Below are 24209 nucleotides of genomic sequence, written 5' to 3' on the forward strand. Positions count from 1 at the left end.
TTTTGATAGCTTTATATAAAATATGAACATTATTTAGCGGCGTTTGCAGCTTTTTCATCTGCTTCTTTTATGGACTGCACGGATTTTTTGGTGGCGTTCAAATCATCGAGGAGCGTTTGCTTGTAGTCCACAATTAACGTTTGCAGCTGCTGGTTCAGCTGGTTTAATTCATCGAGCACCTCTAGTTCTTGTCCGCTTCCGACGTGAAACGGAAAAAGCGGCTGAAACTGCTGCGCAGCAGCGCTTAGGTCACTAAGCGTTCTATTAATTTCACCATCTATTACTTTAATTTCGTCTGCCATATTGCATCACACCTTATCTTTTGCTTCGTCTTCTTGCATTTTAATGGCGCGTTCCATCCCTTGTATATCTGATTGAAGCGCCGTAATTTTTGCATCAATTGTCGTGATGGCGTCCGTCAGCTGACGGGTCAGCAAATCATCGTATTCGTCTAACATAGCGGTGCGGATGTCTTCAAACCCAACAGCAAGGCTGCCTGACCAAGTGGCGGAAGTAAGCTCTGGTTCTTTTACCTTTTCCTTTGCACGTTCAAGCTCTCCTTTGACTTCCGTTAACGTGTTTTTACTAGCGGTAAGCTGCTGGATATCTTCATGTGCCTGCTTCACTTGGGTATACAGATGAGCAACAAACATCTCATTCATATGATGACACTTCCTTTATATCTATCTCTTGGTTTCTCTAACAGTAATTCCCTTTTATAGCTTATCAAATAAAGAAAGAGAGCACATCGGCATGTTTTCTTATATTTTTTGGGAATAATGTAGGTTTTTAGTTCAATACCCACTCTTCAGGATAAAATAACCAAAACTATCTTACTATTGACAATTTATCAAGATTTTCGGACTACTTTGCTTGTTATTTCCGCGCCACTAAAAGGCCTTTTTACACAATTTTTTTGTTAAAACGCATTCATTCTTTCTATTTCCAAATATTTAAACATGCGCTAGTATATACATAATATAAAGAGGAGGTTGAGTATGAGAGAAAAGCTCGTAAGACTCGGTTATTTACTGGGATTGGCTCTTGTTTTGTCCGGCATTTTATATTTTTTCGCATCGAACTGGCAAGGCTTTGACCGCTACATTAAAATTGCGCTGAGCGTGGGGCTGATGCTGCTGTTTTACGGAAGTGCGTTTGTAGTGCGAAAGCTGCTTCCTCAGCAGGCGTTTTTAAGTCACTGGACGCTTTTGGCCGGCGCTCTTTCATTTGGATTAAGCATCGCGCTTCTTTCTCAAATTTACAACACGCACGCTGAATCGTACTGGCTGTTTTTAATTTGGCTTGTGCCGGTTATTTTGTTTAGCTTTTTTACAAAGTATCAGCCGTTTTATGTGTTATCGTTTGTTTTATTTCAATTCACCATGGCTTTTTTTATTTCACCAACAGGCGCAGTTTCACAGCGAGGTGAACACGAGACGCTCTTACTTTACGCAGGAATGGCGCTTGTGAACTTACTCATCTTTTGGATCATAAAAAAGAAACAGCGCTCGTCTCCTGTGATCATATATGCAGCGTTTTGTTTGTTTCACTACATTTTTTTAACTGTTTCCCTGCCGGATTTCACAGGCAGCTCTAGCTTACGGATTGGTCTTATTGTTTTTTATTTGCTGTTTCTACTAAGCTCCTTTTTTTATTTTTCAAAAGTGAAGCCGCAAAGGTCGTTTTTAGGGATTTCCATTGTGGCATTTGCTTTATTTGTTATTGAACAGTTTTTCTCTTTTATTTTTAAACACTACGCTGAATGGTCGCTGTTTTTAGCTTTAGGGTTCGTGATTTTGTTTATTGGTGCAAGCGTATGGTTTGTCAAATGGCTCACTGCTAACACGTCAGCACAAAAAACCTCGCTCCGCGTAATCAAACGAATAGCGGTGATTGGGATTACGGCCATTGCATCGGTCATCGGCAGCAGCTCTTTAGGAGGACTTGTCACACTTATTACAGGAACGTACCCAACAAACGGAATGCTTGTGATTGGCGTTTTGCTGATTGTGGCATGTTATTTGATTAAAGCAGATATTCCAACCGTGAAATATACGCTTTTAATGATGGGCGTATTAATTAGCGGCGGCGCTTCTTTTTTTGTGAACGACATTCTGTTTTTTATCTACGTCATCGCACTTGTAGCGCTTTTAGTATTCACAAAGCATACGCCCGTTCGCCTGCTGCTTTTTGTGCTAGTGCAAGGGCTTCTGTTAATAAAGGTTCCGACTGCTTACTATGACACTATCAAAATAGATTATGTGCTGCTCGCTTTGTTTCTATTAAATGCCGCTGTGTACGCGATAAACGTGCACCACGCGTTTAAAAAAGCAGCGCTGCTTCTTGCTTTTATCTTTTTACTGTCGCTGACTGAATTAAGCGAACCGTCTTTTTTAAATATCATTTACTGCACGGTGTTTTTTGTGATTTCGACCGTCTTTTTATTTGTGACGGTACGAAAAGAGCCAAAGTATGATTTTATTGTTGGCATGATTTTCTGGTTTGTTTTTTTAGCGATGAAATATTACGACTTTGTGTGGGATTTATTTAATAAATCACTTGTGCTCGTTATTTTAGGTCTTATCTTTCTTTTCCTAAGCAGGAAATGGGACCTGTCAACGCCTGATCAGCCGCAGCCGTCGTTTCTTGATCGCAGCCGAACCGCTGTATGGATCATCATTCTTGTTCAGCTTATTATGCTGGGCGGCATTTTCACTAAAAACGAAGTGCTTCTTCAAAACGGAAAAGAAATTAAGCTCGCTTTACAGCCGATCGATCCGCGCTCGCTGCTGCAAGGCGATTACGTTGAGCTGAATTACGACATTGCGCACGTTACCTTACCTCATGTAAAAGACGGTGAAAAAGTGAAGCTCGTTCTTCGCCCTGACAAACAAGGCGTGTATAAATACGCAAAAATCTACCAAGCGGATGATGACTGGAATAAGCCGTATACTTCTAAAGAAAAAGACGTTGTCATTACGGGCAGCTATCACGACTGGGGAATTCAGTACGGAATTGAACATTATTTTATTCCAGAAGGAACCGGCAGCAAAGTGGAAAGCGAAGCTCGTTTTGCTACTGTACGAGTTGGAAAAAATGGAGATGCGATCGTTACCAAAGTAGGAAAATAAAAAAGCAGCCGCTTCAACATTGAAGCGGCTGCTTTTTGTTTTAATTGATAAATACGCCGATGGTCATCGTTAGAATAAGAATCACAAAGAAAATAATGATTCCATAGCCAATCCATTTTATTCTTTTGGGCGTTCCTTTTACATTCATATCCGTTAATTTTCCTTCAATACGCTTTTGATGTTCAGTAACATCATTGTATTCATTGTTAGGTGAAGTGATATTACCCTTCCTTTCTATTTAATCGTTTTCTTTCTTCTAAAAGCTCTTCGTATCTTTTTTCAAGACGCTGCTTGTCTTTTCCTTCTGGCGTGATAGAAAGCTCGCTAATCACTTTTGTTAATTCTAGTTGAAGCGCAAGTTTCTCGGCTTCATTTTGCTGCTGTGACGCTTTTTTGCTTTTACCCGTGTCTTCAATCGCCGCGAGCTCCGCTTTGGACTGTTTTAACGTCAAAACATGCGTCGCAAGCTTTTTAACAAAATAGCGGTCGTGCGTCACAAATAAAATCGTCCCTGGATAAGCTTTTAACACTTCTTGAAGCGCTTCTTTTGTATGAAGATCAAGATAGTTGGTCGGTTCATCTAAAAGAAGAACGTTATAGTTTCCTAAAAAGACTTTTGCTAATGCCGTTTTGACTCGTTCTCCTCCGCTTAGCATCTCTACTTTTTTATACACGTCTTCACGTTTAAAAAGTAAGCGCGATAGCACCGTACGAATAAACTGTTCAGTGTACGGGCTGTCTTCTTTAATGTTTTCTAAAATGGTTTTAGCGGGATCTAGATTTTCAAGGCGCTGATGGAAAAAGCCGAGTTTTACAGGCTTCGCAACCGTAATCCCTTCTGTTCGCTGCTCAATCATATTCAGCAGCGTAGATTTTCCGGCGCCGTTTTTGCCGACAATCGCTACTTTCGCTCCTGGCTTCACACCGCCTTTTAGGTTTTGAAACAAGATATGATTACCAGCTGATGCTGAGACTTTGTCAAAGCTTAGTACCTGCTTGCTGTGCACTTGGTGAAACTGCGATAGGTCAAAATGAATTTCTTCCATTTCTTTTGGCTTTTCTTTTTTCTCCAGCTTTTCAATTCTTGTTTCAATCGCTTTTGCGCTTCTGTCTAGCTTCGCTTTTTGTTTTCCGACCGCTCGCTTATGAAGTCTCGCTTCAGAGTTGCCCATGCGGCTCGGCGCTTTTTTAAGCGACTTTGATTTTTGGCTTTTTTCTTCAGACGCCAGTTCAAGACGCTGCTTTTCTTTTACATACTGTTCATATTCAAACTGCTGTCTTTCAACCGCGTGTTTTTTTTGCGTCACATATTCTTGATAATTGCCTTCATAACAGTGAATTTTGCCGCCTTCTACTTCCCAAATAGACGTACAAAGGCGGTTTAATAATTCTCGGTCATGTGAAATCAGCAGCAGACTGCCTGTAAAAGACTTCATTTCTTCTTCAAATTTTTCTACGCCTTTTACATCTAAGTGGCTCGTTGGCTCATCGGCTGCAAGCAGTTCCGCGCCGGATGAAAGAGCAGATGCAATTTTCTTTCTTGTTTCTTCTCCTCCGCTAAGAAAGTCCGCTTCAGTTGGCACACTCCACTGACTTTTCATCTCAGGAGAAACGTCTCCTGTAGGTTGAATATCAAGCTGTGGAATCAGTGAGGAACGGCCATATGTTTGCACAATCCCTTGATCTGGACTCATTTTCTTCATTAAAATATGAAGCAACGTCGATTTGCCTTCTCCGTTTTTCCCAACAATTCCAATTCGCTCTCCGCGATGTACTTGAAGCTTCTCCGCTTGAAACAGCAGGCGATCTCCATAGCTTTTTTCAATATTTATAGCTTCTAACAATAACATAAAAAAACCTCCCTAGGATTTCTAGAGAGGATTAGAGGTCATAATTAGGCATACGCAAATATGCACCCTTTTATAGAGTAAAAAAAGGGAGAAATCACTTCATATAAGACATATAGAAATGGCACCTAAAAATGTACAGACTAATCCTATCTAGACAAATGTTCATTTAAAATAAAGTTTTAAAAGAATGTCTAAAAAAATAGGATTACTTATCCATTGTCTACGGTACCTTTCCTTTCTTAGTATAAAATGACTTACTTCTTACAGTGTATGATGAACATTTTTAAATGTCAATATCCATTTGGATGATATTCCCTTCTTTTCCTAAGTACAAAAAATCCTCAGCTGATCTCAGCCGAGGATTCTTTTCTTACACGTATTGATTCACTTTCCCTGTAAAATCAGGCAGCCACTCACCGTGTGCTTCAATTAAATCATCGCACATACGAATGATGTCATCCATGGATAATTCCGCATTTGTATGAGGATCTAGCATCGCTGCTTGATAGATGTGCTCTCTTTTTCTAGTGACAGCTGCTTCAATAGTTAATAATTGCGTATTAATATTCGTGCGATTTAACGCCGCAAGCTGCTCTGGTAAGTCTCCTACATAAGTCGGCATAATACCGCTTCGGTCTACAACACATGGAACTTCTACGCACGCTTTTGTCGGCAGGTTACTAATTAAGCCTCCGGTATTTAATACGTTACCCGCAAATTTAAACGGCACGTTTGTCTCCATTGCTTCAATGATTCTAGAGCCGTACTCATGTGAACGTGTATGAGTTAACTGACTGTTGTTAACCATTTCTTCTCTCATGGATTCCCAATTGCTGATTTGCTCTTCGCATCGGCGCGGATATTCATCAAGAGGGATGTTAAACTGATCAACAAGATTTGGATATTTATGTTTAATAAAGTATGGATGATATTCTGCGTTATGCTCAGACGATTCGGTAATATAATAACCGAACTTATCCATTAGCTCAAAACGCACCATATCATGATGCTTTGTTCTTTGTTTTTCTTTTGCCAGACGCTTGATTTCTGGGTATAAGTCTTGTCCATCTCTTTTTACTTCTAGCAGCCATGCCATATGGTTAATGCCTGCGATTTTCTCTTGTATTCCTTCATGATCCATTCCGAGAGAATCAAATAAATCTTTTGTACATACTTGAACACTGTGACAAAGGCCTACCGTCTTTACATTTGTATAGCGCAGCATTGCACCCGTTAGTGTTGCCATTGGATTGGTGTAATTTAAAAACAGCGCATCCGGACATACTTCTTCAATATCTTTTGCAAAATCAAACAGCACTGGAATCGTGCGCAGTGATCTGAAGATTCCTCCAATTCCTACTGTATCTCCAATCGTCTGACGCAAGCCGTATTTTTTAGGAATTTCAAAATCAATGACGGTGCTTGGTTTGTATCCGCCTACTTGAATCGCGTTAATCACATACTTTGCTCCTGTTAAAGCTTCTCTGCGGTTCAAATAGGCTTTAACCGTAATATTCACTTTGTAGTTTTCTTTTAGATTGTTTAGCATATTTTCCGAATCTCTTAAACGCTCAGCATCTATATCGTAAAGTGCAAACTCAAAGCCAGCTAAAGCAGGCACAAACATGCAGTCTCCTAAAATATTTTTTGCAAAAACTGTACTTCCCGCTCCGATAAATGTGATTTTAGACATCGTCATCTTCCTTCCTCGTATTGGTTTTATCCTTTTACAGATCCTGATGAAAGCCCTGCAATAAAGTATTTTTGTAGCACTAAAAATAAAATGGTCATTGGAAGCATCGCAATGATTGCAGCTGCTCCTACTAAGCTAAGATTATTTTGATTTTCGGCAAAAAAGCTCGCTAACGTAACGGTTAATGTATGCATTTCCTTATCTTGAAGGAAGAAAATTGCAAACTGATAGTCGTTCCAAATATAGACGCTTGCAATAATTAAAATAGACGCAGTGACAGGCTTTAGCAGCGGAAATACGATTTTAAAGAAAATCGTTAACGTGCCGGCCCCGTCGATTCTTGCTGCTTCCTCGAGCTCTTTAGAAATAGTGGAGCGAATGAAGCTCGCATATAAAAAGATCGTTAGCGGCAAAAATGCTGCGACATTATTTAAAATAGCAATTTGATACGTGTTCATCATCCCCATATTCACAACCATTTTGTACAGCGGAACTAGTGCTGTTAAAGGCGGTATTACCATCACGGCGATAAAGATAAAATAGACGTACTTATTTAGTTTCGTTTGGCGTCGCGCTAAAGGATACGCAGCCATTGATCCTAAAAAAATAAGCAGAATCGCCGAAACGAATGTAATGATAAATGTATTAACAAAAGAATTTCCTAAGTTCGCTTGCTCCCAAGCCGCTGTGAAATTTTCAAGGTGTATACTTTTTGGAAATACCCATTTTGAACTAAAATCCCCGGTTGCCTTTAAAGAAGTCGTAACTAGAATATAAAAAGGGACAATATGAACGAGCGTTATACAAAGCGCTAGAAAGGTAAAAAATCGTTTTTTCCGTTTATTTGTATAGTCCATCACGCTTCTGTCTCCTTTCGCTTAAAGTACACAAGTGCTGATAAGCTAATGACTAAGATAATGAGCGCCATGCACACACCTTGAGTTGCAGCATAGCCGGCGTCTTGTCTTCTAAAATATAAATCATACATAAAAGTAGACATTGACTGCGATGCATCTCCAGGCCCTCCTCCTGTCAGCGCAACAATGACGTCAAACAGTTTTAAACCTCCGATAATATTTAAAACGACGTTAATTGTAATCGAAGGCATAAGCAGTGGAAGCGTGATGTTTTTAAACTGCTGAAGAGCCGATGCTCCGTCAAGCTGTGCCGCCTCGTAATAATCTTTTGAAATACTTTGCAGCCCCGCTAAATAAATAATCATCGCAATTCCAACGAATTGATACGTATTGACGAACACAATAATCCAAGAGTTAAGCTCCGGAGTCCCCAAAGCATTAATCTTCTCAAAGCCTAAAAATACAAGAAGGTCATTTAAAGCGCCTCCTTGGTAGGCAAAAAAGAAGTACCAGATATACCCCATAATAATTGGGCTGATAATAACTGGAAGGTAGACAATTGTTCTTGTTACAGCTTTCATTTTAATGCTTTGATTGAGAAGCAAAGCATACAACAAGCCAATAATGTTTTGGAAAATTGTACTGCCTATTCCGTAGAGCAGCGTATTTTTTATCACAAGCCAAGTCGTTGGGTCTGCAAGCAAACGTTTATACTGCTGGAGCCCAATCCAATCGTATGTTTGTGAAAATCCATTCCAATTAGTAAAGGAAAGTCTAATTCCGTTAATAAAAGGATAGATAATAAAAACGGTGATAATTACTAAGCCGGGAAGGTACATCCACCATAAAGAAGACTCTGTTTTTAATTTTTTCTTTCGTTTTTCCGTATCTCTTACTACGGAAACCGACTCTTTCCTGACTATTTCATTCATCGTGTTCACTCCTATTTCAGCTTGTGTTGAAAAGAAGCAGAAGACTATCTCCCTGCTTCTTAGCGAACAAGGAACTTTTGCACACTATTTTATTGTTTACTGAGACGCTTGTACTCTTTTTCCATCTCTTTTGATAATTGCTTTGGCGTTAAACTTCCCGCTAGCAATTCTTGACCTGTAGAAGACATCACTGCCCACATACCGCTCGGTAAATACTTTCGGTCGAAGTATGGCTCAACTTTAATATCGCTATACTTATCGTAGTATTCAGAGTAGTAGTTTTGGGTTTTATTGTTTGTCAGAGCCGATGCTGAAGACGTTCCTTCGGCAATCTTTTTGGCAACTTCCGGCTGTGACACAAATTCAATAAATTTTTTCGCTTCTTTAAGGTGCTTAGAATCCTTCCACGCAGCAAGGGTAAAGCGCTCTCCGCCAATCCAGCTTTGCGTGCCCCCTTTATGAATAGCAGGCACCGGTACCGTTCCTACTTTTACTTCGGGATTTAATTCTGTTGCATCCGGTCCAAGAGATCCGCCCACAAATGTAAAAGCAATTTTATTTTGAGCCATTAATTCCGTTGCTTGAGATACTTTTGCGGTTAATACATCTTCATTCAGCAGCCCTTTTTTCTTCATTTCTGCCATTGTTTCCGCTAGAGGCGTATAGTTTGACCAATTGAATGTTCCTTTTTCTAACTGCTTAGCATAGTTCTTATTTTTTGCTGTAATAAGCTGAGGTGTAGCCAGCTGATCAAACACTTGAGCAATATTGCCATTTTCCCCTCCTGGAATCCATAGAGGCGCTACTTCTCCTTTGCTTTTCTTTTTTACTGTTTCTAACGCTGTTATAAATTCATCCATTGTGTTAGGAGGCTTTATTCCGTATTTTTCTAACAGCGTCGCATTATAGCTAATTCCGTCTTTTGCTTGATTTAAAGGATACGCATACACTTTGCCGCTTTTATCTTTTAAAATTTGATTTAGCGCCGGATCCAAATGCTGAACCCAATCCATATCTTTTAAATCTGCTACATACTCCCCGTAGCGAAGCTGAGACCAGCCGTGCGTATCAAATAAATCCGGCATATCATTTGCACCCATTTTCACACGAAGCATATCTTCATAGCCGTTACCCGGAAAATTTGCATCAATTTTAATATCTGGATTTTGTTTTTCAAATTCTGCAATCGCGTTTTGAAGCGCTTTTCTCTCGCCTTTATTACTCATCGTAGAAAAAAGCGTTAACGTTGTTTTCCCATTTCCGCCTGTTGCTGCTTCTTTATTTCCGCAGCCTGCTGCCACAACAGAAAAGACTAGTAATAGAACGAAAAGATACGTAAGCTTTTTCATTTATCTTTTTTCCCCCTTATACTCTATCAAGACATAAATAACTGAATATTCAGTTATTTACACATAGACAAATTCATTGCACAACGAAATAAAGTCACTTATAATTTAATCCTATACTTTTACAAAGGTTCAAAGAGTCCTAGAGATGAAAAAGCTTTTTCATTTACATACTTATCTGCCAATAAGTATGTAGTTTCTAGGGCTTTTTAACCTGCCTTTTTTATGTTTTTTTCTATTTTTCTTCCCCCTTATCACTCTTTATGTATGAATTCTTCTTTTCTATCACCCCCTTTCGAGTTATAGCTTTTAGGTTACTGCTTCTTGAGTAAAGCTCCGCAGCTTTCACGATAAATTAATTTAGTCGGCACCATGACTTTTAAAGGAACGGATCTGCCGCTTAACCGATCTACTAGCAGTTTAACAGCCTGCCTTCCCATTTCTTCGGTATATACTTTAACTGTGGTGAGCGGCGTGCTCGCAAATGCTGCGACATCCACATCATCAAAGCTTACAATCGCTACGTCTTCAGGAACCTTTATAGTTGATTGCTGCAAGGCACGCATCGCCCCTATCGCCATTGCATCACTTGCGATAAAAAATGCCTGAGGAAGATTTCCTTGCTTAATCGCTTGTGCCATCAGCTCGTAGCCTTCAGTCATTGAGTACTCCCCTATATAAACTTTCTCGGAATCAAGCAGGCCTTTTTCATGCATAACGCGTTCAAAAACTGTTTGACGCTGATCTTCAATAATAGAACTTCCATTTATATAGTGTTCTCTTTCTGTCCCTCCGATATAGCCAATTCTTTTATAACCGAGGTCAAATAAATGATTTAATGCATGTTTAGTAGCTTTCTCAAAATCAATCATGACCGAATCGTACAAATCCTCATCCGCTTTGTGATTGATAAAAACAATAGTATCTAAATGATTGCTCACTTCTTGAACCGTTTCTGGACTAACTCTTCCCACTACAATTACTCCATCAAGATCCTGCAGCAGCTCTTCTTGCTTCATGCCTTTTAGTCTAAATGACTTTACTGTAAAAATTTCTTTTTCTGCGCATTCACTCTCTATTCCATGGCGAATAGAAGAGAAAAAAGGGTCTACTAACTCTTCTTCAAGGGATTGAGCAAAAATAATACCTATCCTTGGAGCTTCTATGTCTTTTCCGTTTGCCGTTCCTTTTCGTATCTTCACAGGCGTATATTGCAGCTCCTTGGCTGCATGAAGAATGCGCTCACGGGTAACCTCAGATACAGAAAGCGTATGATCATTATTTAGTACTCTGGATACGGTTGAACTGGAAACATTAGCGTACGCCGCTATATCTTTTAAAGTTGCCATCTTTTTACCTCTCTATTATAATCTTCTATTTTTACTAAATATTTATCTCTTATATTGGAAGAATAGCACATTAATAAAACGCTTTCAATAAATAATTTTAAAATTTCAGTAAATTTATTAAAATATTCTCCAAAATTCTTCATTTCTTTTGTTAGTTTCGCCGTTAAAGTGACAAAAAAGCCGCTACCACTGCCTTGTTTTTATCAAACCGCACTAAAACTTAAGTAAACTTTTAGTAAATATTAATTTTTATAAGAATTTGTTCATATTTGATATAAAACGGTTTGTTGGGGAAAATAAAAGAAGAAATACTGATAAGGAAAGAGAGCGCATATGATTAGCAAACATTCTTATTTTCAACAATGTCTGCCTGCCCTTCAACAATTGCATAACATGAATTTCACGAAAGAACAGCTGTTGCAAAAAGACTTTTTAATCGGTCAAGAAAAGGAACTAAGCATGTACTACTCACCCCATAACGATTACATAAATCCAGACGCTCATATTATTATTGCCGGCATCACACCAGGGTGGTTTCAAATGAAAACTGCTTTTAAACAATGTGTTTCCAGCCTGTCCCATCATCAGCCGCTTAAACAAGTACTGTACGAAACAAAAAAAGCTGCTAGCTTTAGCGGAACGATGAGAGTCAATTTAATAGACATGTTAGACAGGTGCGGCGTTCAAAAAGCGATCGGTATGGACAGTGCCGCTGAGTTATTTGCTTCACAGCGAGATATGCTGCATACAACGTCCGTATTAAAGTATCCTGTGTTTTACAAAGGGAAAAACTATACGGGTCATCAGCCGCCAATTAAACGATCAGCGCTTCTTTCACACTATGCTTTTGAAGTGTTTCCACAGGAATTGAACGAAATAAAGAATCCGTGCTTAATCGTTCCGCTAGGAAAAGCAGTTGAAAATGTTTTAAGAAAACTTTCGCGTGAACCTTCGTTTTCTCGGCATACGTATTTATTTGGCTTTCCTCATCCATCCGGAGCAAACGGACATCGAAAACGGATATTTGAAGAACACCTAAGTGAATTTATGGAAATTGTTGAGGGGTGGGCTGTAAACAGAAAGAGTTGAAAACAACCTTTAGCTCTTTCTGTTTACAACATCTCCTTCTTTTTCTTCTAGTTCTCGTTCATTTTGTTCTTCGTGAAACTCTTCTTCTGTTTGTGCAGCAAGATAATCAAACGGCGTATAGTAATTACGGGGAAGCTTTCGATGCCAAACTGTTTTAACAATAATAATCATCAACGGAATACTCACTATTAGAATAGCTGCTAAAACTAGTAGCGAAAAAATCATAAATTATTTCCTCCTGCTTTATAAACCGTTCCTCCTGGAACAACAAAACGGATACCCTACACCCATTCACTTATATTCAATCTACATTTACTGTCATCAGTATACGAGATTCATGAGTAACAAAACCGTTCTTTTTAAAAAAACGTTCTGGTTTGCCTTTGCCTCTTTCAGTAGACACATAGACTTCTTTCACTTCTTTTTGTATAAGTAACTCGTTAAGGAAAGATAAAAGACTCGTTCCTATGCCAGTTTGCTGAGTGCTGCTTAACACACAAATTTCATTTACATAAAACGTCTTATAGTTCGCCCACTGTTCTTCATTTCCTACTATAAATCCTATGAGTTTATTATTTTCACTGTGAGAGTAACCTATCCCTATGTAACCTGGAGTTTTACTGATATCGTATAAACGAGCATAAGCAGTGTTTATACTCCAAGGCTCATTCCACGGTGACCCACTAAAAACATTTGTATAGATGATTGCTGCTTCTTCTAATTCTTTATCGGTTAGTAAACGAACTTGACTTTTCATCATTGCTCCCCTTTTCTCAACAGGTCTCTTGAAACTCATTCATAACGTTCAATAGTTCTTTTAAATCCTCTATTATATATGAATCTGTAAAACTTCCGTCAAAGAAAGCGCCTTTTTTCCATACAGCATGCATGCCCGCGCCTCTTGCGCCAAGCACATCATTTTCTGGATGATCCCCGATGTATACACTTTCTTCAGCCGACACATCAAGCGCTTTTAATGCTCGCAAAAAGATATCTTTATGCGGTTTTTTAATGCCTTCTTGTTCGGAAACAAGTATGGTATCAAAATAGTGATCAATTCCAAGCGCCTTAATATTCATCCACTGAAAGTCCGTAAAACCATTTGTGATCATGCCTAGTAACAACCCTTTTTTCTTTAGCTCTTTTAGTACATCCTCCATATGTAAAAACGGAACGCAGTGAGCTGGAAAATAGTGAAGGTAATCATCTAGCATCTCCTCCCACGTCAGATTCGAAAGATCATATTCGTTCAAAAGCTGCTCATATACTTTATCTTTCCATACGTAGCCTTTTTGATCTAACTCAATAAATCTAGATGTGTACTCTTGCTTCGGTATGAGTGCTAGTTCTTCACTATATCTCTCGTACTGATCTTGAATAAAAAGCTTTAGTGAACTGTCTCGGTCTAATAGTGTCCCATCTAAATCAAAAATGACGGCTTTAATCATGATTTTCCTCCTTTATATATAAATCATTCCAGCGATTGGTTAATTATAACATTTATAGCTAGACAGCTAACTAGATTTAATTCTTTCCTATAAAAAAGGAGACCTCTTGTTTGGACTCCTTTTTCTTATATCCTTTATTTCCTTGTACTTGAATTAATAGATGTATCTATAAAATCATTTACATATTTGCTTATTTCTCTGTACTTCGTCCAGTGTAAATAGTGATGACCTTGTAAAACAACTAGTTTTTGCGACGATACGTGACTTAATTGATTTTGGTAAAACGTAATATTTGATTTTCCTTCTTTTGCTTCTTTATCTATTTTTCTAGTAAAAATCATTACGGGCATTTTTGAAGGAAACGACATATCGAGAGTTTTATTTATATTGTTGTTCAGCTCTTTTGCTTCATCAATGACGTTTTTGTTGTAGCCTTTCCAGCTGGAGATTGCTTTTGTCATTTTTAAATTTTTTGCTGTATACGTTCCTTCTTCGGCTAGCGGTAGATACTGATTAGGACTAGTAAGCAGGGCTAAGCGCGCAAGTCCACTTGGCGCTAAAACACTCATCAAACTTGGTATATTCGGCGTTTCTTCTTTAAAATAATCCAGCGCTTTTGGCAACGTAGGGTCTATTCCAATAATTGCTTTTACTTCATCTGGATATTTATTAGCGTAATACATGCTGTACACGCCAGAAACTGAATGCGGCATTAATATATACGGACCCTTTATATTCGATTTTTGCAAAGCTTCTCTCATTTCGCTTACACTATTTTCTACCGTACGTTTTTTATTCGTAGTGTCACTCCATCCGTATCCAAATGGTTCTACTACCACAACTTTATTATCCTTCGACAGTTCATTTACTAAAGGTTCAAAATCCAGTGCAGGCGCAGTCGTTCCTAGGCCGGTTAGTAGTACAATCGTATTTTCCCCTTTACCTTTTGTATATACATGAATATCTCTGCCATCAACCTCTACTAATTGACCAATAGGCGGGTACTTTTTCTTTTCTACTGCCGTCATTACTTGATTCGTTACAACCCAAATGATGCATATCCCTAAAATAGCTACTATCATGTTTCGTAAAATTCTCAAGAACCTAAACTTTTTTTGCACGTTTACCTCTCCTTTCCGTAAGTAGCAGTTAGTAAGCCGACGAGAATGCTAGAGAATCTTTGGAACTGCTTACTTACTATGACGCTTCAGAAAACGTTTAGTTCTATTTCCTATATAAAATTTAAAAGAATGATAGCAGCTTACTTCAGCACTAAACGAAAAAAAGGCCTCTTCTTATGGAAGAGACCTTTTACTATTTATTAAAAAAAGAACAATAAAAACTGTAACTTCTTCACTTGATGCCTAAGCGTATAACTGACGCTACGTTTTTAGCCGTTCTTTCAATGTTTTCACTCGCTTTTTCCAGCGCTTCTGACAGATCGACCGCTCCGGGCACGACGCTGAATAACGCAGAAATACCATGTTCATATACAGCTTCGCTTCCCGTTCCAATGCTCCCTGCTATCGCTATCACCGGAACGCTATGCTTTTTTGCTGTTTTGGCTACGCCAATGGGTGTTTTTCCGTAAATGGTTTGTCCATCTATTCTTCCTTCACCGGTAATGACAAGATCGGCATTTTTAATATAGCTTTCTAGCTGAGTTGCTTTAATGACGATGTCTACACCTGGCTTTAACCCCGCAGATAAAAATGCCAGCAGGCCGCCTCCTAGTCCTCCTGCCGCTCCGGCACCAGGAATACTTTGAATATGAATACCCATTTCTTTTCCAACAATCGCTGCGTAATGAGCTAAATTACGGTCAAGCTGTTTAACCATATCAGGAGTCGCACCTTTTTGAGGACCAAACACAGCGGATGCTCCGGTTTCACCCGTTAACGGATTGTCTACGTCGCACGCCACTTCTACTTTGACTTCAGCAAGCCGAGAATCCAAGTTTGTCAGATCGATAGAGGCTAACTGATCTAAACTGCCTCCTCCTTCTTTAATTTCTGCTCCGTTAGCATCAAGAAGCTTTGCCCCTAAAGCTTTTGCCATACCAGTTCCTCCATCATTTGTAGCACTTCCTCCGATGCCAATGATGATATGCTTTACTTTGTGATCTAACGCTTTAAGAATGAGCTCGCCGGTTCCTCGCGTTGTTGTGATAAGCGGGTTTCGTTTATCGACAGGGACATGATGAAGACCTGAAGCGGCTGCCATTTCAATAACAGCCGTGTTGCCGTCTCCAAGAATTCCGTAAAAAGCTTCCACCTCTTTACCTAAAGGTCCGGTTACTCGCGCTTGTATAATATCTCCACCCGTTGCGTCTACAAGCGACTGAACAGTTCCTTCTCCTCCATCTGCCATAGGTACTTTACTAATCTCCGCGTCTGGAAAATGGGCTTTTATTCCTTTTTCAACCGCTTCACAAACATGCAAAGCCGTTAAGCTTTCTTTAAATGAATCCGGTGCAATCACAATTTTCATAGAAACACTCCTTTTTGTTTTTACCCGTATAGCTTTAATACACCAAATATAAGCGTGGATACAATTGCCATAATGAGTCCAATCAGCGATTCATAAGGGATTAATTTTAAACGTTCTTTTATTTTCATATTTACACTTCCGCCCGTTGCGTGGAAAAAGCTTCCGTGCGGAAGGTGATCAAGTACGGTTGCTCCAGCATGAACCATAGCAGCCCCGGCTAAAGCAGAAACGCCTAGCTCTAAAATCGTCGATCCAAAAACTTGGCTTGCGACTGCTGTTCCTGCCGTTGTCGAAGCCGTTGCGGCTGACATAAAAATACCTGAAACCGGTGCTAAAACATAAGCAGGCAACCCAATGGCAGACAAGCCTTGAATGATCACGTCTTTTAGCTGAGAGTTAGCAATGATTCCTGCTAATGTCCCCGTTCCAAGCAGCATAATGGCTACACCTGACATTTTCCCTAACCCTGAAATAGCGTATGTATTAAGCTGTTTTCCTTTTTTCATCACAATGGCACCAACAATCCCTCCTGCGGGAAGAGCAACCATCGGATCAACATTAATATCAAAAAGCGGACGCAGCGCCAGCAGGACGATGGTAACGATTGGCGCTATGATGGCTGTTAAAAACAGCGGCAAGCTGCTTGCATCCACTGTATCTATTTCTTCAGCTTGAACCATTGTTCCTTTTTTCACTAATCGTTTGGCTACTACATAAGTAGCTGCTACGCCGAATATAGCGGGAATAATCCCTGCGGCCATAACGGATGTAAGCGGAATATTAAATGCATCTGAAGCAGCAATGGCGTTAGGATTAGGAGACATTAAATTCCCTGCCTTTCCTCCTCCGATCATTGCTAGTAAAATAGCAGGCTTTGACATACCCGTACGTTTCGCAATAGCTAAAGCAATAGGGGCTACTGTGATCACAGCAACATCAACAAACACGCCTACTGTCGTAAGAATAAGTGTGGCTAGCGCTAGAGCTAAAAGTGCTTTTGTTTCCCCGAGTTTTTTTACAATGGTTTCTGCTATAACCGCTGCAGCACCTGATTCTATTAATACGCCGGCTAATACCCCAGCTGCAAGAATCCGCAGCACTGCAGGAATGATGCCTTGCGCTCCTTCAATCATTAAAGTAACGGTATCAGCAATATTAACTCCGCCTATCAGTCCTCCTATTAAAGCTCCGGCTATCATTCCGTATGCAGGAGCCACTTTCTTTAAGATTAATATAATGGCAATTACTAATGCACAAATCGCGCCTAATGCGCTTACTTGAACGTCCATAAAGCATCCCCTTTCTTATTTCTTCTATCCCCAGTGCTAATTGTAAGCGCTACCTTTAATTCTTTCATTAGTCATTTCAACAAAAAGAGACCTTGCTATCGCAAGATCTTTTATGCACGTGCACAATTATGAAATTTTAGATAGCAGCATGGCTACATATAGTTCAAGAAGGTCTTTTACTTTCCTTGGATCTTTTCCCGTAATATCTTGAATTTTATCTAAACGGTAGCTTAGCGTATTTCGATGAATAAAAAGCTTTTTAGCTGCCGTGCTTCCTTCGCCATTTTCTTCTATGTAGATCGTTAACGTTTCGATAAGCTCTTTTTTCTTATCATATTCCTTAAGCTTTTCATAGTATTGCAACAGATCATGATTTTCTTGAAAACCGGCGCGTTGACGTAACAGTACGGGAATTTGATAATCCGAATAGCAGTAGAAATCAGCTTCTGGATGAAGCTTTGAACCAACCGAAAGCGTATCTTTTGCCTGCTGATACGATACATGAAGGCCTTTAAAGTCAGCTTGAACAGATCCTGCAGATAATTTATAAGGACAACCAGACGCACGAAGCTGCTTTTCCAGCTGTTCAGCATAGCTGCTAGCGCTGCCCGCTTCTATAGATTTTAATATGACTACTCCGTCTGGAAGCATAGCGTATAGATCATTATTAGCTATGATGTATTTCTTTACAACCTTCATAACTTCATGGCGATTTTCAGCTTTAATAATTAGTGCCATTCTTGGAAGGTATAAGTTAATATTAAACCGATTCGCTCGTTCAAAAAATAAGGAATCCAGCGGCTCTTCTTGTTGAAGAAGCTGATGAACCACCTCTTCTTTTAATCGTTCATCCCACTGAATTTCCTCTATTAAAATCATTTCTTGAAAAATCATTTCAGCAGCCATACGCACAAGCTCTCCGTAATTACGAATCTGTTCTGGCAGTCCTGTTAATCCCACGACTCCAACAATTTCTCCGTTAAAGAAAATAGGCAAATTCACGCCCGGTTTGGCTCCGCGCAGCGTGTCAGCCTGCTTCTGAGTAATTTCGTAGGAACTGCCGTTTTTTAATACCATCAACGCTCCTTCGTGGATTTGATCCATTCGATTTTTGTCACCAGACCCAATAATCACTCCTTTTTCGTTCATTACGTTAATGTTGCAATCAATAATCTCCATTGTTCTACACACAATTTTCTGAGCTAATTCTTTTGTTACGTATCTCAACATTTCCCCATCCTTTGCCTCTATGAAGTAAAGCTCATTTTTTTCGTGACGGCTAATTTGCATTCAATGAAAAATTTACGATACTTCATTATAATATACGTAGAAGCAAAACCACATCTTTGAAACCGCCAACAATACAGTGCCTATAGGAGGATAAAAGAATGACTGTGTCAAAACTAGTTTTCACCCCTCTCAGCTACACAGGATGGGGATCACTTCAGCAACTGCTTCCGGAAGTAAAAAAATATGACCCTGCTCATATTTTAATCGTCACAGATCCCGTGTTAAAAGACATTGGACTTGTAGATAAAGTGAGTGCTCCTCTTATCCAAAATGGATACGAAGTAGATGTATACGCAGATACGACACCAGAGCCGCCTTTAGCGCTTGGTGAAAAACTCGTATCTTACGCAAAAAGCCGAAAATTTGATTTAGTCATTGGAGTGGGCGGCGGAAGCGCATTAGATTTAGCAAAACTTACGGCCGTTTTAGCCGTTCATGACGGAGCTGTAGAAGAATACTTGAACTTAACTGGTAGAAAACAAATTTCAAAAAAAGGTCTTCCTAAAATTTTAATTCCCACAACTTCCGGCACGGGCTCAGAAGTAACGAATATTTCTGTGCTGTCTCTTGAAAGCACAAAAGACGTTGTGACCCACGACTACTTGCTTGCGGACGCCGCGATTGTAGATCCCGAGCTTACGCTGAGCGTGCCTCCTAAAGTAACGGCGGCTACAGGGGTTGATGCATTAACTCATGCCGTTGAAGCTTATATATCAGTAAATGCAAATCCAGCAACAGACGCCTTAGCCCTAAAGGCTATACGCATGATCAGCTCTTCTTTAAGAGCAGCTGTAGAAGATGGCAAAGATAAAGAAGCGCGAACTCAGATGAGCTACGGAAGCTATTTAGCAGGTCTCGCTTTTTTTAACGCCGGTGTTGCTGGGGTTCATGCACTTGCATATCCGTTAGGTGGACAGTTTCATATTTCTCACGGTGAATCAAACGCCGTACTGCTTCCATACGTTATGGGCTATATCCGCAGCAGCTGCGTGACAAAAATGCGGGATATTTTTGAAGCACTAGGTGGAAACGCTACCTCTTTATCAACAGAAGAAGCTTCTTACCAGTGTGTAAAACACCTGCAGTCACTTATCAAAGACGTCGGAATTCCTCAGACTCTTCGCCGATTTGATATTCCAGAAAGTGCCCTTCAAAAGCTGACAGAAGATGGCGTCCAGCAAAAACGAATTCTCGCTCGCAGTCCTTTGCCTCTTCATGAAAAAGACATACGAGCTATTTACCAGTCGGCTTATGATGGAGCTATAGTGGAACCTATGCACTAAAAAACTCCCCCTTATATAAGGGGGAGTTCTATTTATGCTGCTTTGGCTGTTGTACCAAAACGATTTTCTTTTGGATCGCTAGGCTGGCAGAATAACACAATTAGCCAAATACCGCCGATAAGTGGAACCAATGTAATGAGCTGCCACCATCCGCTTTTTCCCGTATCGTGGAGCCTTCTTGCTCCTACCGCTAACGAAGGGACTGCAACCAATAACGAATAGATAACCGGAAGAAAAAGAGGCTTATCAATAACGAACTGAAGGAACGAAAGAATAAATGAAATAACAAAGTTAACTAACACAAACATCCAGTATTCAGTTCGGCTTGCTCGACCAGAAAATACCCCGTAATTTTTTAACACCTTTATGTACCATCTCATCTGCAAAATCCTCCTTTTTTATCATATAATTGTAAATTTATAGTTTATATATCCTTTTTATTCAAAAAACAAACCGTTAAATAAACAAATAACGACATTTTTTATCCAAAAGAAAAAACTTCTTTAAAAAAAGAAGTTTTCTTGATGTATTATGCTTTTTCTATTTAATCAAATCATTTCGGTCTTCCATACTGGGCGGTTCCTCAAGCCATCCGTTTTTGGCCATGATTTTCCCCCCGTCTTGCCCGTATGTTAAAATGTCTTTGGCCGTACTGACAAGTGTAAGAGGAAGATCTCCACGCAAACTAAACGCAGTGCCTAAAGCGTTGCTCCCCAGCCCGAAACTGCAGAATAAACTTACGCAGTACATCATCAGTTTATCTGAAAAAGGTGCTACTTTTGATTCTGTCGCTTTCGCTCCCCAAGTAGCAGGCGTCTGAATATCGCTCTCCAAAAGAATCTTGCTATAATCACTTACAACTTTTTTAGCCAGCTCTTTTCCTTTTACAAAGTACTTCTTCACTTCAGGTTCATTTGCTACTTGAGCGAACCCTGTAATCATTTGCATGCCAAGAATGTTGCTTTCGATAGCGTAATAAATATGTGCTACCTCTACAGTATTTAATACCCGTTTACTCGAAAATAGATGGATTCCATCCATGTAATCTGTGCCTTCAGCAAACTTCGCTGTTTTAGGTACTGAAACAGCTGGAGGTCTTGGAAGCACGTTTTTTTCCTGAAGATAATCTACACATTTGTCATAGCCACTTTGCGTGAAAGCGGTAAGCTCTTTATATAGTGAAATCATGTCTTTTCTGTAGGACATGGTTAAATGAAGCGTATGTAGCCCCATGCTAATTTCTTTTAAAAGGCGAAGAAACATAATATCAAACATCTTATCATAAAGCTTAGGAACACCGACATTTACGTCTTTTTCTGTGTATCCTACCGGTATGGCTGCCCCTTCATTCTGTAAAATTTTTTTGATATCTTCAATGTAGTTCACCACTTGCATATGCGTATCTTGCATAATTTCTTTTGCTCGGTCATCTTCTGCGTGTGCAATAAAATATTCTAAGATTCTTCGGACCATTGTCTTTTGCTGATAGGTCATCCAAAGAGTAGCAATTTCACTTGAACTTAAGGGTATTTCTTGACTCATACACTAAACCTCCTGCTAGGGATACATAGGGCTCTACTTATTCAAGAGTAGGTATCTGTACAAATGAAGACTGTATTCTGCTTTAACATTCGTTCATATGATCAGACACAAAAATCTGTCGCTGCCTCAATTAAATCTGCTTCATTTACTATGCACAAACTGGAAGAATTCTATGTATTTACCCTCGCTTTTAAATGGAGGAAGCAAAAAAAGCCCCTTTCTATTAAAGGACTTTTTCGAAGAAAACGTTTTTATTCCATCGTATCAGAAATTCTTCTGTAGCTTCCGCATTTTTTTAGATATTGAACGATATCTTGATCTTTTACACGCTGAATAGCTGATCCGAACAATTCTGCCGCTATCTGCATACGTTCGTGTTTATGTTCAATGGTCATAATATATCGAAGCGCATCCACAACCGGTGCATTGTGACGTGTACGACGAGTTATGTACTCGTGAATGGCTTCATTTAACCCTTCCGATTCTGCTTGTTGAAACTCAGGTTTTCTTACTGCTTGACTATATACCACTTTTTTGCCACTCCTTCTCCTCATTTTTAATCATGTTTTATCTCTCTTTTATTTCCAGTTCCCTAACAGAAAGGAAACAAAACATGCAATCTTACTTTTTTTATAAAAATAATTATTTTTCATATAGTTCTAACAGACGTTTGTGTATCCAGATAGCTGCTTGTAAACCTTCTCCCATCGCTACTGTAACTTGTTCAGAGTGAGCCACAATATCTCCTGCTGCCCACACGTTTGAAACATTTGTTTCTTTTGTACGCGGATTTACGATAATATGCTGATTTTCTAAAAGTTCTACTCCGAGCTCATGCGCTAATTCTGTTCGAACTTTATTTCTTCCGAATGCTAAAAAACCTCTTTCTCCATAGACGATTTCATTATTTTGAAGGATTACTCCTTTTAACATTCCTGCCTCGGCTATGACTTTTTTTATTGCCTCTTTTTTATAGGTAATTCCCTTTTTCATCAAGGTATGTACTAAAGGTCCAATCTCTTTTTTGTCATGATTAATGTATGTAATGTCGCTGGTCCAATATGTTAACGTAAGAGATAAATTGGCTCCTGCTTTTCCCGAGCCTAGTACTAATACCCTTCTATTATTTACTTCGTACCCATCGCAGTCGGGACATACATATACCGTTTTTCCCATACAGTGATGTAGCTCTTGCTGAAGTTCAGAAGGAATCCGGTCTACGACTCCGGTCGCAAACAATAAAGTAGCTGCTTCGTAATTAGCAGATTTTGTGATGACGTTAAACCCTTCTATTTCTTTTTGACACTGTATGACACGATCTTCTGCAAATTGAATGCCGTAGCTTTTTGCTTGCTGCCTTCCCGTTTCTCTTAGAGTTTGCCCGCTTATTCCCTCAGGCCATCCCAATATATTTTGATAATTCTTGCAGATATTGGAACGTCCATCGTTTGAATCAATAACCAATACACTGCGCTTATATCTTCCAAGCTGAATAGCGGCTTGAAGTCCTGCAATTCCTCCACCTATAATGACGCAGTCATACTTGTCTGCCACAGCACATCACCCCAGCTTTTACTATTTTCTAAACGAAAGCTTCAGTTTTTCATTATCTGTTTTTCTATTATTTTTATACGCTTTACTGTCTTTATTTTTTGAAGTCATTCTACATACAAAAAACCGCCTCGGCAGTTGTACTGTCTAGAGACGGTTTTTTAGAAAATAGGAGAAGTGATATTACTCATTTTTCTCCCCTGCTTCTTTTTTGTTAATTTTAATGATAAGCTCTTTTTTATATACCTCACTATCTTTCCCGTAGCGTAGACGGCTATGACAGTTGGGACACAGTGCAGCAGCGTCCTTTGGCTTAGCAAGTCCGCCCTCTGACAGCTTTGAAAGATAGTACATTTGCAAAAAGGAGCTTCCATCTTTTGCGATAAACGGCGCGCTTTCTCCGCAGGCTTCACAAATACCCGCTGCGCGTTTGTGAACATATTGTCCAAGAGCTGCCGTTTGTTCATAAATACTTGTCTTTTTTTCTTTCCCTAACGCCATATGACGAAGCTGTTCAGTTGAATAAGCTGAAACATCCAGCTGTGCTGCTTTTTCCTCAATCACGGAATTTCGTTCAAGTTCAAAAATAATGGCTTCACGCAGCTTTCCGTCTGAATCCCACATAATTTCTAATTGATGATTGATATACGTCACTTCATCAACAAACTCGACCACTCCCGGCTCCACGTAGTGAAACAAATAAACGGCTTTTCCTGATAAAAAATGTTCACGAAGCGCTTTATTGCCTTTAATGAGCTGCATCGATCCTCTTTGGCCTTCCCCCGTATAGAAAAAAGCGGTTTTATCTTTGTTCCATCCGTGTCCCGTTCCGTATTCACTTCCGCTTTCTTTTGTAAAAATAAAAATATATGGATGCGCTTTTGGCGTTGATATTTCGCTTTGTTCCTGTCCTTTATAAAGCTTATGAATTTGTTTTCTGCGATAACGATGTCCTTTTTGAAAGAAATCTCCGCGCTGTAAATCCGTAATCAATGAATGGCCTCCTACTGCGGTCCTGCTTTTATAGTACTTATAGCTCTACTATACACTAATTTTTGTTTTCTTTGCA

Annotated in this window: 23 protein-coding genes; 3 read left to right on the top strand and 20 right to left on the bottom strand. The window is 39.5% G+C overall.

The features are described 5' to 3' along the window. Positions 1 to 29: 29 nt before the first annotated feature. Together CEQ83_RS13620 and CEQ83_RS13625 are read right to left on the bottom strand one after the other, a co-directional pair. Positions 30 to 302 carry a DUF5344 family protein gene (locus CEQ83_RS13620; protein WP_028412986.1) on the bottom strand — a complete coding sequence of 91 codons (273 nt, stop codon included), beginning with the start codon at positions 300 to 302 and terminating at the stop codon, positions 30 to 32. 6 nt (positions 303 to 308) lie between these two features. After that, complete coding sequence (locus tag CEQ83_RS13625; RefSeq protein ID WP_014459697.1) at positions 309 to 662, bottom strand: YwqH-like family protein; 354 nt, start codon at positions 660 to 662, stop codon at positions 309 to 311. A gap of 336 nt (positions 663 to 998) precedes the next feature. Between CEQ83_RS13625 and CEQ83_RS13630 the strand changes: the two genes are divergently transcribed. Next, positions 999 to 3131, top strand: coding sequence for a GDYXXLXY domain-containing protein (locus CEQ83_RS13630; RefSeq protein ID WP_155017310.1), 2133 nt, complete (start codon positions 999 to 1001; stop codon positions 3129 to 3131). Between the two features lie 221 nt (positions 3132 to 3352). On the opposite strand, the gene abc-f is transcribed toward CEQ83_RS13630, so the two are convergent. The 6 genes from abc-f to CEQ83_RS13660 form a co-directional block, all read right to left on the bottom strand. After that, a complete protein-coding gene (gene abc-f, locus CEQ83_RS13635) occupies positions 3353 to 4981 on the bottom strand; it encodes a ribosomal protection-like ABC-F family protein (RefSeq protein WP_098999512.1) in 1629 nt (542 codons plus the stop codon). Positions 4982 to 5351: 370 nt separating this feature from the next. After that, positions 5352 to 6674 carry an alpha-glucosidase/alpha-galactosidase gene (melA, locus tag CEQ83_RS13640; protein ID WP_014459694.1) on the bottom strand — a complete coding sequence of 441 codons (1323 nt, stop codon included), beginning with the start codon at positions 6672 to 6674 and terminating at the stop codon, positions 5352 to 5354. A 26-nt stretch (positions 6675 to 6700) separates the two neighbouring features. After that, positions 6701 to 7531, bottom strand: a complete 831-nt coding sequence (locus tag CEQ83_RS13645) for a carbohydrate ABC transporter permease (RefSeq protein ID WP_028412981.1) — start codon at positions 7529 to 7531, stop codon at positions 6701 to 6703. Continuing rightward, the gene (locus CEQ83_RS13650) at positions 7531 to 8463 is read right to left on the bottom strand and encodes a carbohydrate ABC transporter permease (RefSeq protein WP_033579310.1); all 933 of its coding nucleotides are present in this window, start codon (positions 8461 to 8463) and stop codon (positions 7531 to 7533) included. Before CEQ83_RS13650 ends, CEQ83_RS13645 begins: the two co-directional genes overlap by 1 nt. An 89-nt stretch (positions 8464 to 8552) precedes the next feature. Then, entirely contained in the window at positions 8553 to 9812 is a 1260-nt protein-coding gene (locus tag CEQ83_RS13655; RefSeq protein WP_025751562.1) for an ABC transporter substrate-binding protein, read from the bottom strand. A gap of 311 nt (positions 9813 to 10123) precedes the next feature. After that, positions 10124 to 11158, bottom strand: coding sequence for a LacI family DNA-binding transcriptional regulator (locus CEQ83_RS13660; RefSeq protein ID WP_098999511.1), 1035 nt, complete (start codon positions 11156 to 11158; stop codon positions 10124 to 10126). A 333-nt stretch (positions 11159 to 11491) separates the two neighbouring features. Between CEQ83_RS13660 and CEQ83_RS13665 the strand changes: the two genes are divergently transcribed. Beyond that, entirely contained in the window at positions 11492 to 12247 is a 756-nt protein-coding gene (locus tag CEQ83_RS13665) for a hypothetical protein (RefSeq protein WP_155017311.1), read from the top strand. Between the two features lie 9 nt (positions 12248 to 12256). Here the strand turns inward: CEQ83_RS13665 and CEQ83_RS13670 are convergent, their stop codons facing one another. The 7 genes from CEQ83_RS13670 to CEQ83_RS13700 all read right to left on the bottom strand — a co-directional run bounded on the left by CEQ83_RS13670 (position 12257) and on the right by CEQ83_RS13700 (position 18704). Then, the gene (locus CEQ83_RS13670) at positions 12257 to 12472 is read right to left on the bottom strand and encodes a DUF3951 domain-containing protein (RefSeq protein WP_047750713.1); all 216 of its coding nucleotides are present in this window, start codon (positions 12470 to 12472) and stop codon (positions 12257 to 12259) included. A gap of 76 nt (positions 12473 to 12548) precedes the next feature. Then, positions 12549 to 13004: a GNAT family N-acetyltransferase gene (locus CEQ83_RS13675; protein WP_155017312.1), complete on the bottom strand. Its 456-nt coding sequence runs from the start codon at positions 13002 to 13004 to the stop codon at positions 12549 to 12551. Positions 13005 to 13020: 16 nt separating this feature from the next. Continuing rightward, the gene (locus CEQ83_RS13680; RefSeq protein WP_028412976.1) at positions 13021 to 13695 is read right to left on the bottom strand and encodes an HAD family hydrolase; all 675 of its coding nucleotides are present in this window, start codon (positions 13693 to 13695) and stop codon (positions 13021 to 13023) included. 134 nt (positions 13696 to 13829) lie between these two features. Beyond that, a complete protein-coding gene (locus CEQ83_RS13685) occupies positions 13830 to 14723 on the bottom strand; it encodes an alpha/beta fold hydrolase (RefSeq protein ID WP_155017577.1) in 894 nt (297 codons plus the stop codon). Between the two features lie 325 nt (positions 14724 to 15048). After that, positions 15049 to 16185: a glycerate kinase gene (locus CEQ83_RS13690; protein WP_155017313.1), complete on the bottom strand. Its 1137-nt coding sequence runs from the start codon at positions 16183 to 16185 to the stop codon at positions 15049 to 15051. 20 nt (positions 16186 to 16205) lie between these two features. Further along, positions 16206 to 17474 carry a GntP family permease gene (locus CEQ83_RS13695; protein ID WP_047750704.1) on the bottom strand — a complete coding sequence of 423 codons (1269 nt, stop codon included), beginning with the start codon at positions 17472 to 17474 and terminating at the stop codon, positions 16206 to 16208. Positions 17475 to 17600: 126 nt separating this feature from the next. Further along, entirely contained in the window at positions 17601 to 18704 is a 1104-nt protein-coding gene (locus CEQ83_RS13700) for a sugar diacid recognition domain-containing protein (protein ID WP_228123006.1), read from the bottom strand. 158 nt (positions 18705 to 18862) lie between these two features. Here CEQ83_RS13700 and CEQ83_RS13705 point away from each other — a divergent pair, with 158 nt between their 5' ends. Next, positions 18863 to 20047: an iron-containing alcohol dehydrogenase gene (locus CEQ83_RS13705; protein WP_155017315.1), complete on the top strand. Its 1185-nt coding sequence runs from the start codon at positions 18863 to 18865 to the stop codon at positions 20045 to 20047. A 32-nt stretch (positions 20048 to 20079) separates the two neighbouring features. On the opposite strand, the gene CEQ83_RS13710 is transcribed toward CEQ83_RS13705, so the two are convergent. The 5 genes from CEQ83_RS13710 to CEQ83_RS13730 all read right to left on the bottom strand — a co-directional run bounded on the left by CEQ83_RS13710 (position 20080) and on the right by CEQ83_RS13730 (position 24133). Then, complete coding sequence (locus tag CEQ83_RS13710; protein WP_155017316.1) at positions 20080 to 20427, bottom strand: DUF805 domain-containing protein; 348 nt, start codon at positions 20425 to 20427, stop codon at positions 20080 to 20082. Positions 20428 to 20587: 160 nt separating this feature from the next. Continuing rightward, positions 20588 to 21589 (bottom strand): DUF3231 family protein, encoded by a 1002-nt coding sequence (locus tag CEQ83_RS13715; protein WP_155017317.1) that lies wholly within the window; start codon positions 21587 to 21589, stop codon positions 20588 to 20590. Between the two features lie 251 nt (positions 21590 to 21840). Then, positions 21841 to 22119, bottom strand: a complete 279-nt coding sequence (locus tag CEQ83_RS13720) for a hypothetical protein (protein WP_155017318.1) — start codon at positions 22117 to 22119, stop codon at positions 21841 to 21843. 112 nt (positions 22120 to 22231) lie between these two features. After that, positions 22232 to 23143, bottom strand: coding sequence for an NAD(P)/FAD-dependent oxidoreductase (locus tag CEQ83_RS13725; RefSeq protein WP_155017319.1), 912 nt, complete (start codon positions 23141 to 23143; stop codon positions 22232 to 22234). A gap of 180 nt (positions 23144 to 23323) precedes the next feature. Then, positions 23324 to 24133 carry an SRA domain-containing endonuclease gene (locus CEQ83_RS13730; RefSeq protein ID WP_155017320.1) on the bottom strand — a complete coding sequence of 270 codons (810 nt, stop codon included), beginning with the start codon at positions 24131 to 24133 and terminating at the stop codon, positions 23324 to 23326. Positions 24134 to 24209: the final 76 nt, after the last annotated feature.

This window comes from Priestia megaterium, assembly GCF_009497655.1.
In the GTDB taxonomy this organism is placed as follows: Bacteria; Bacillota; Bacilli; order Bacillales; family Bacillaceae_H; genus Priestia; species Priestia zanthoxyli.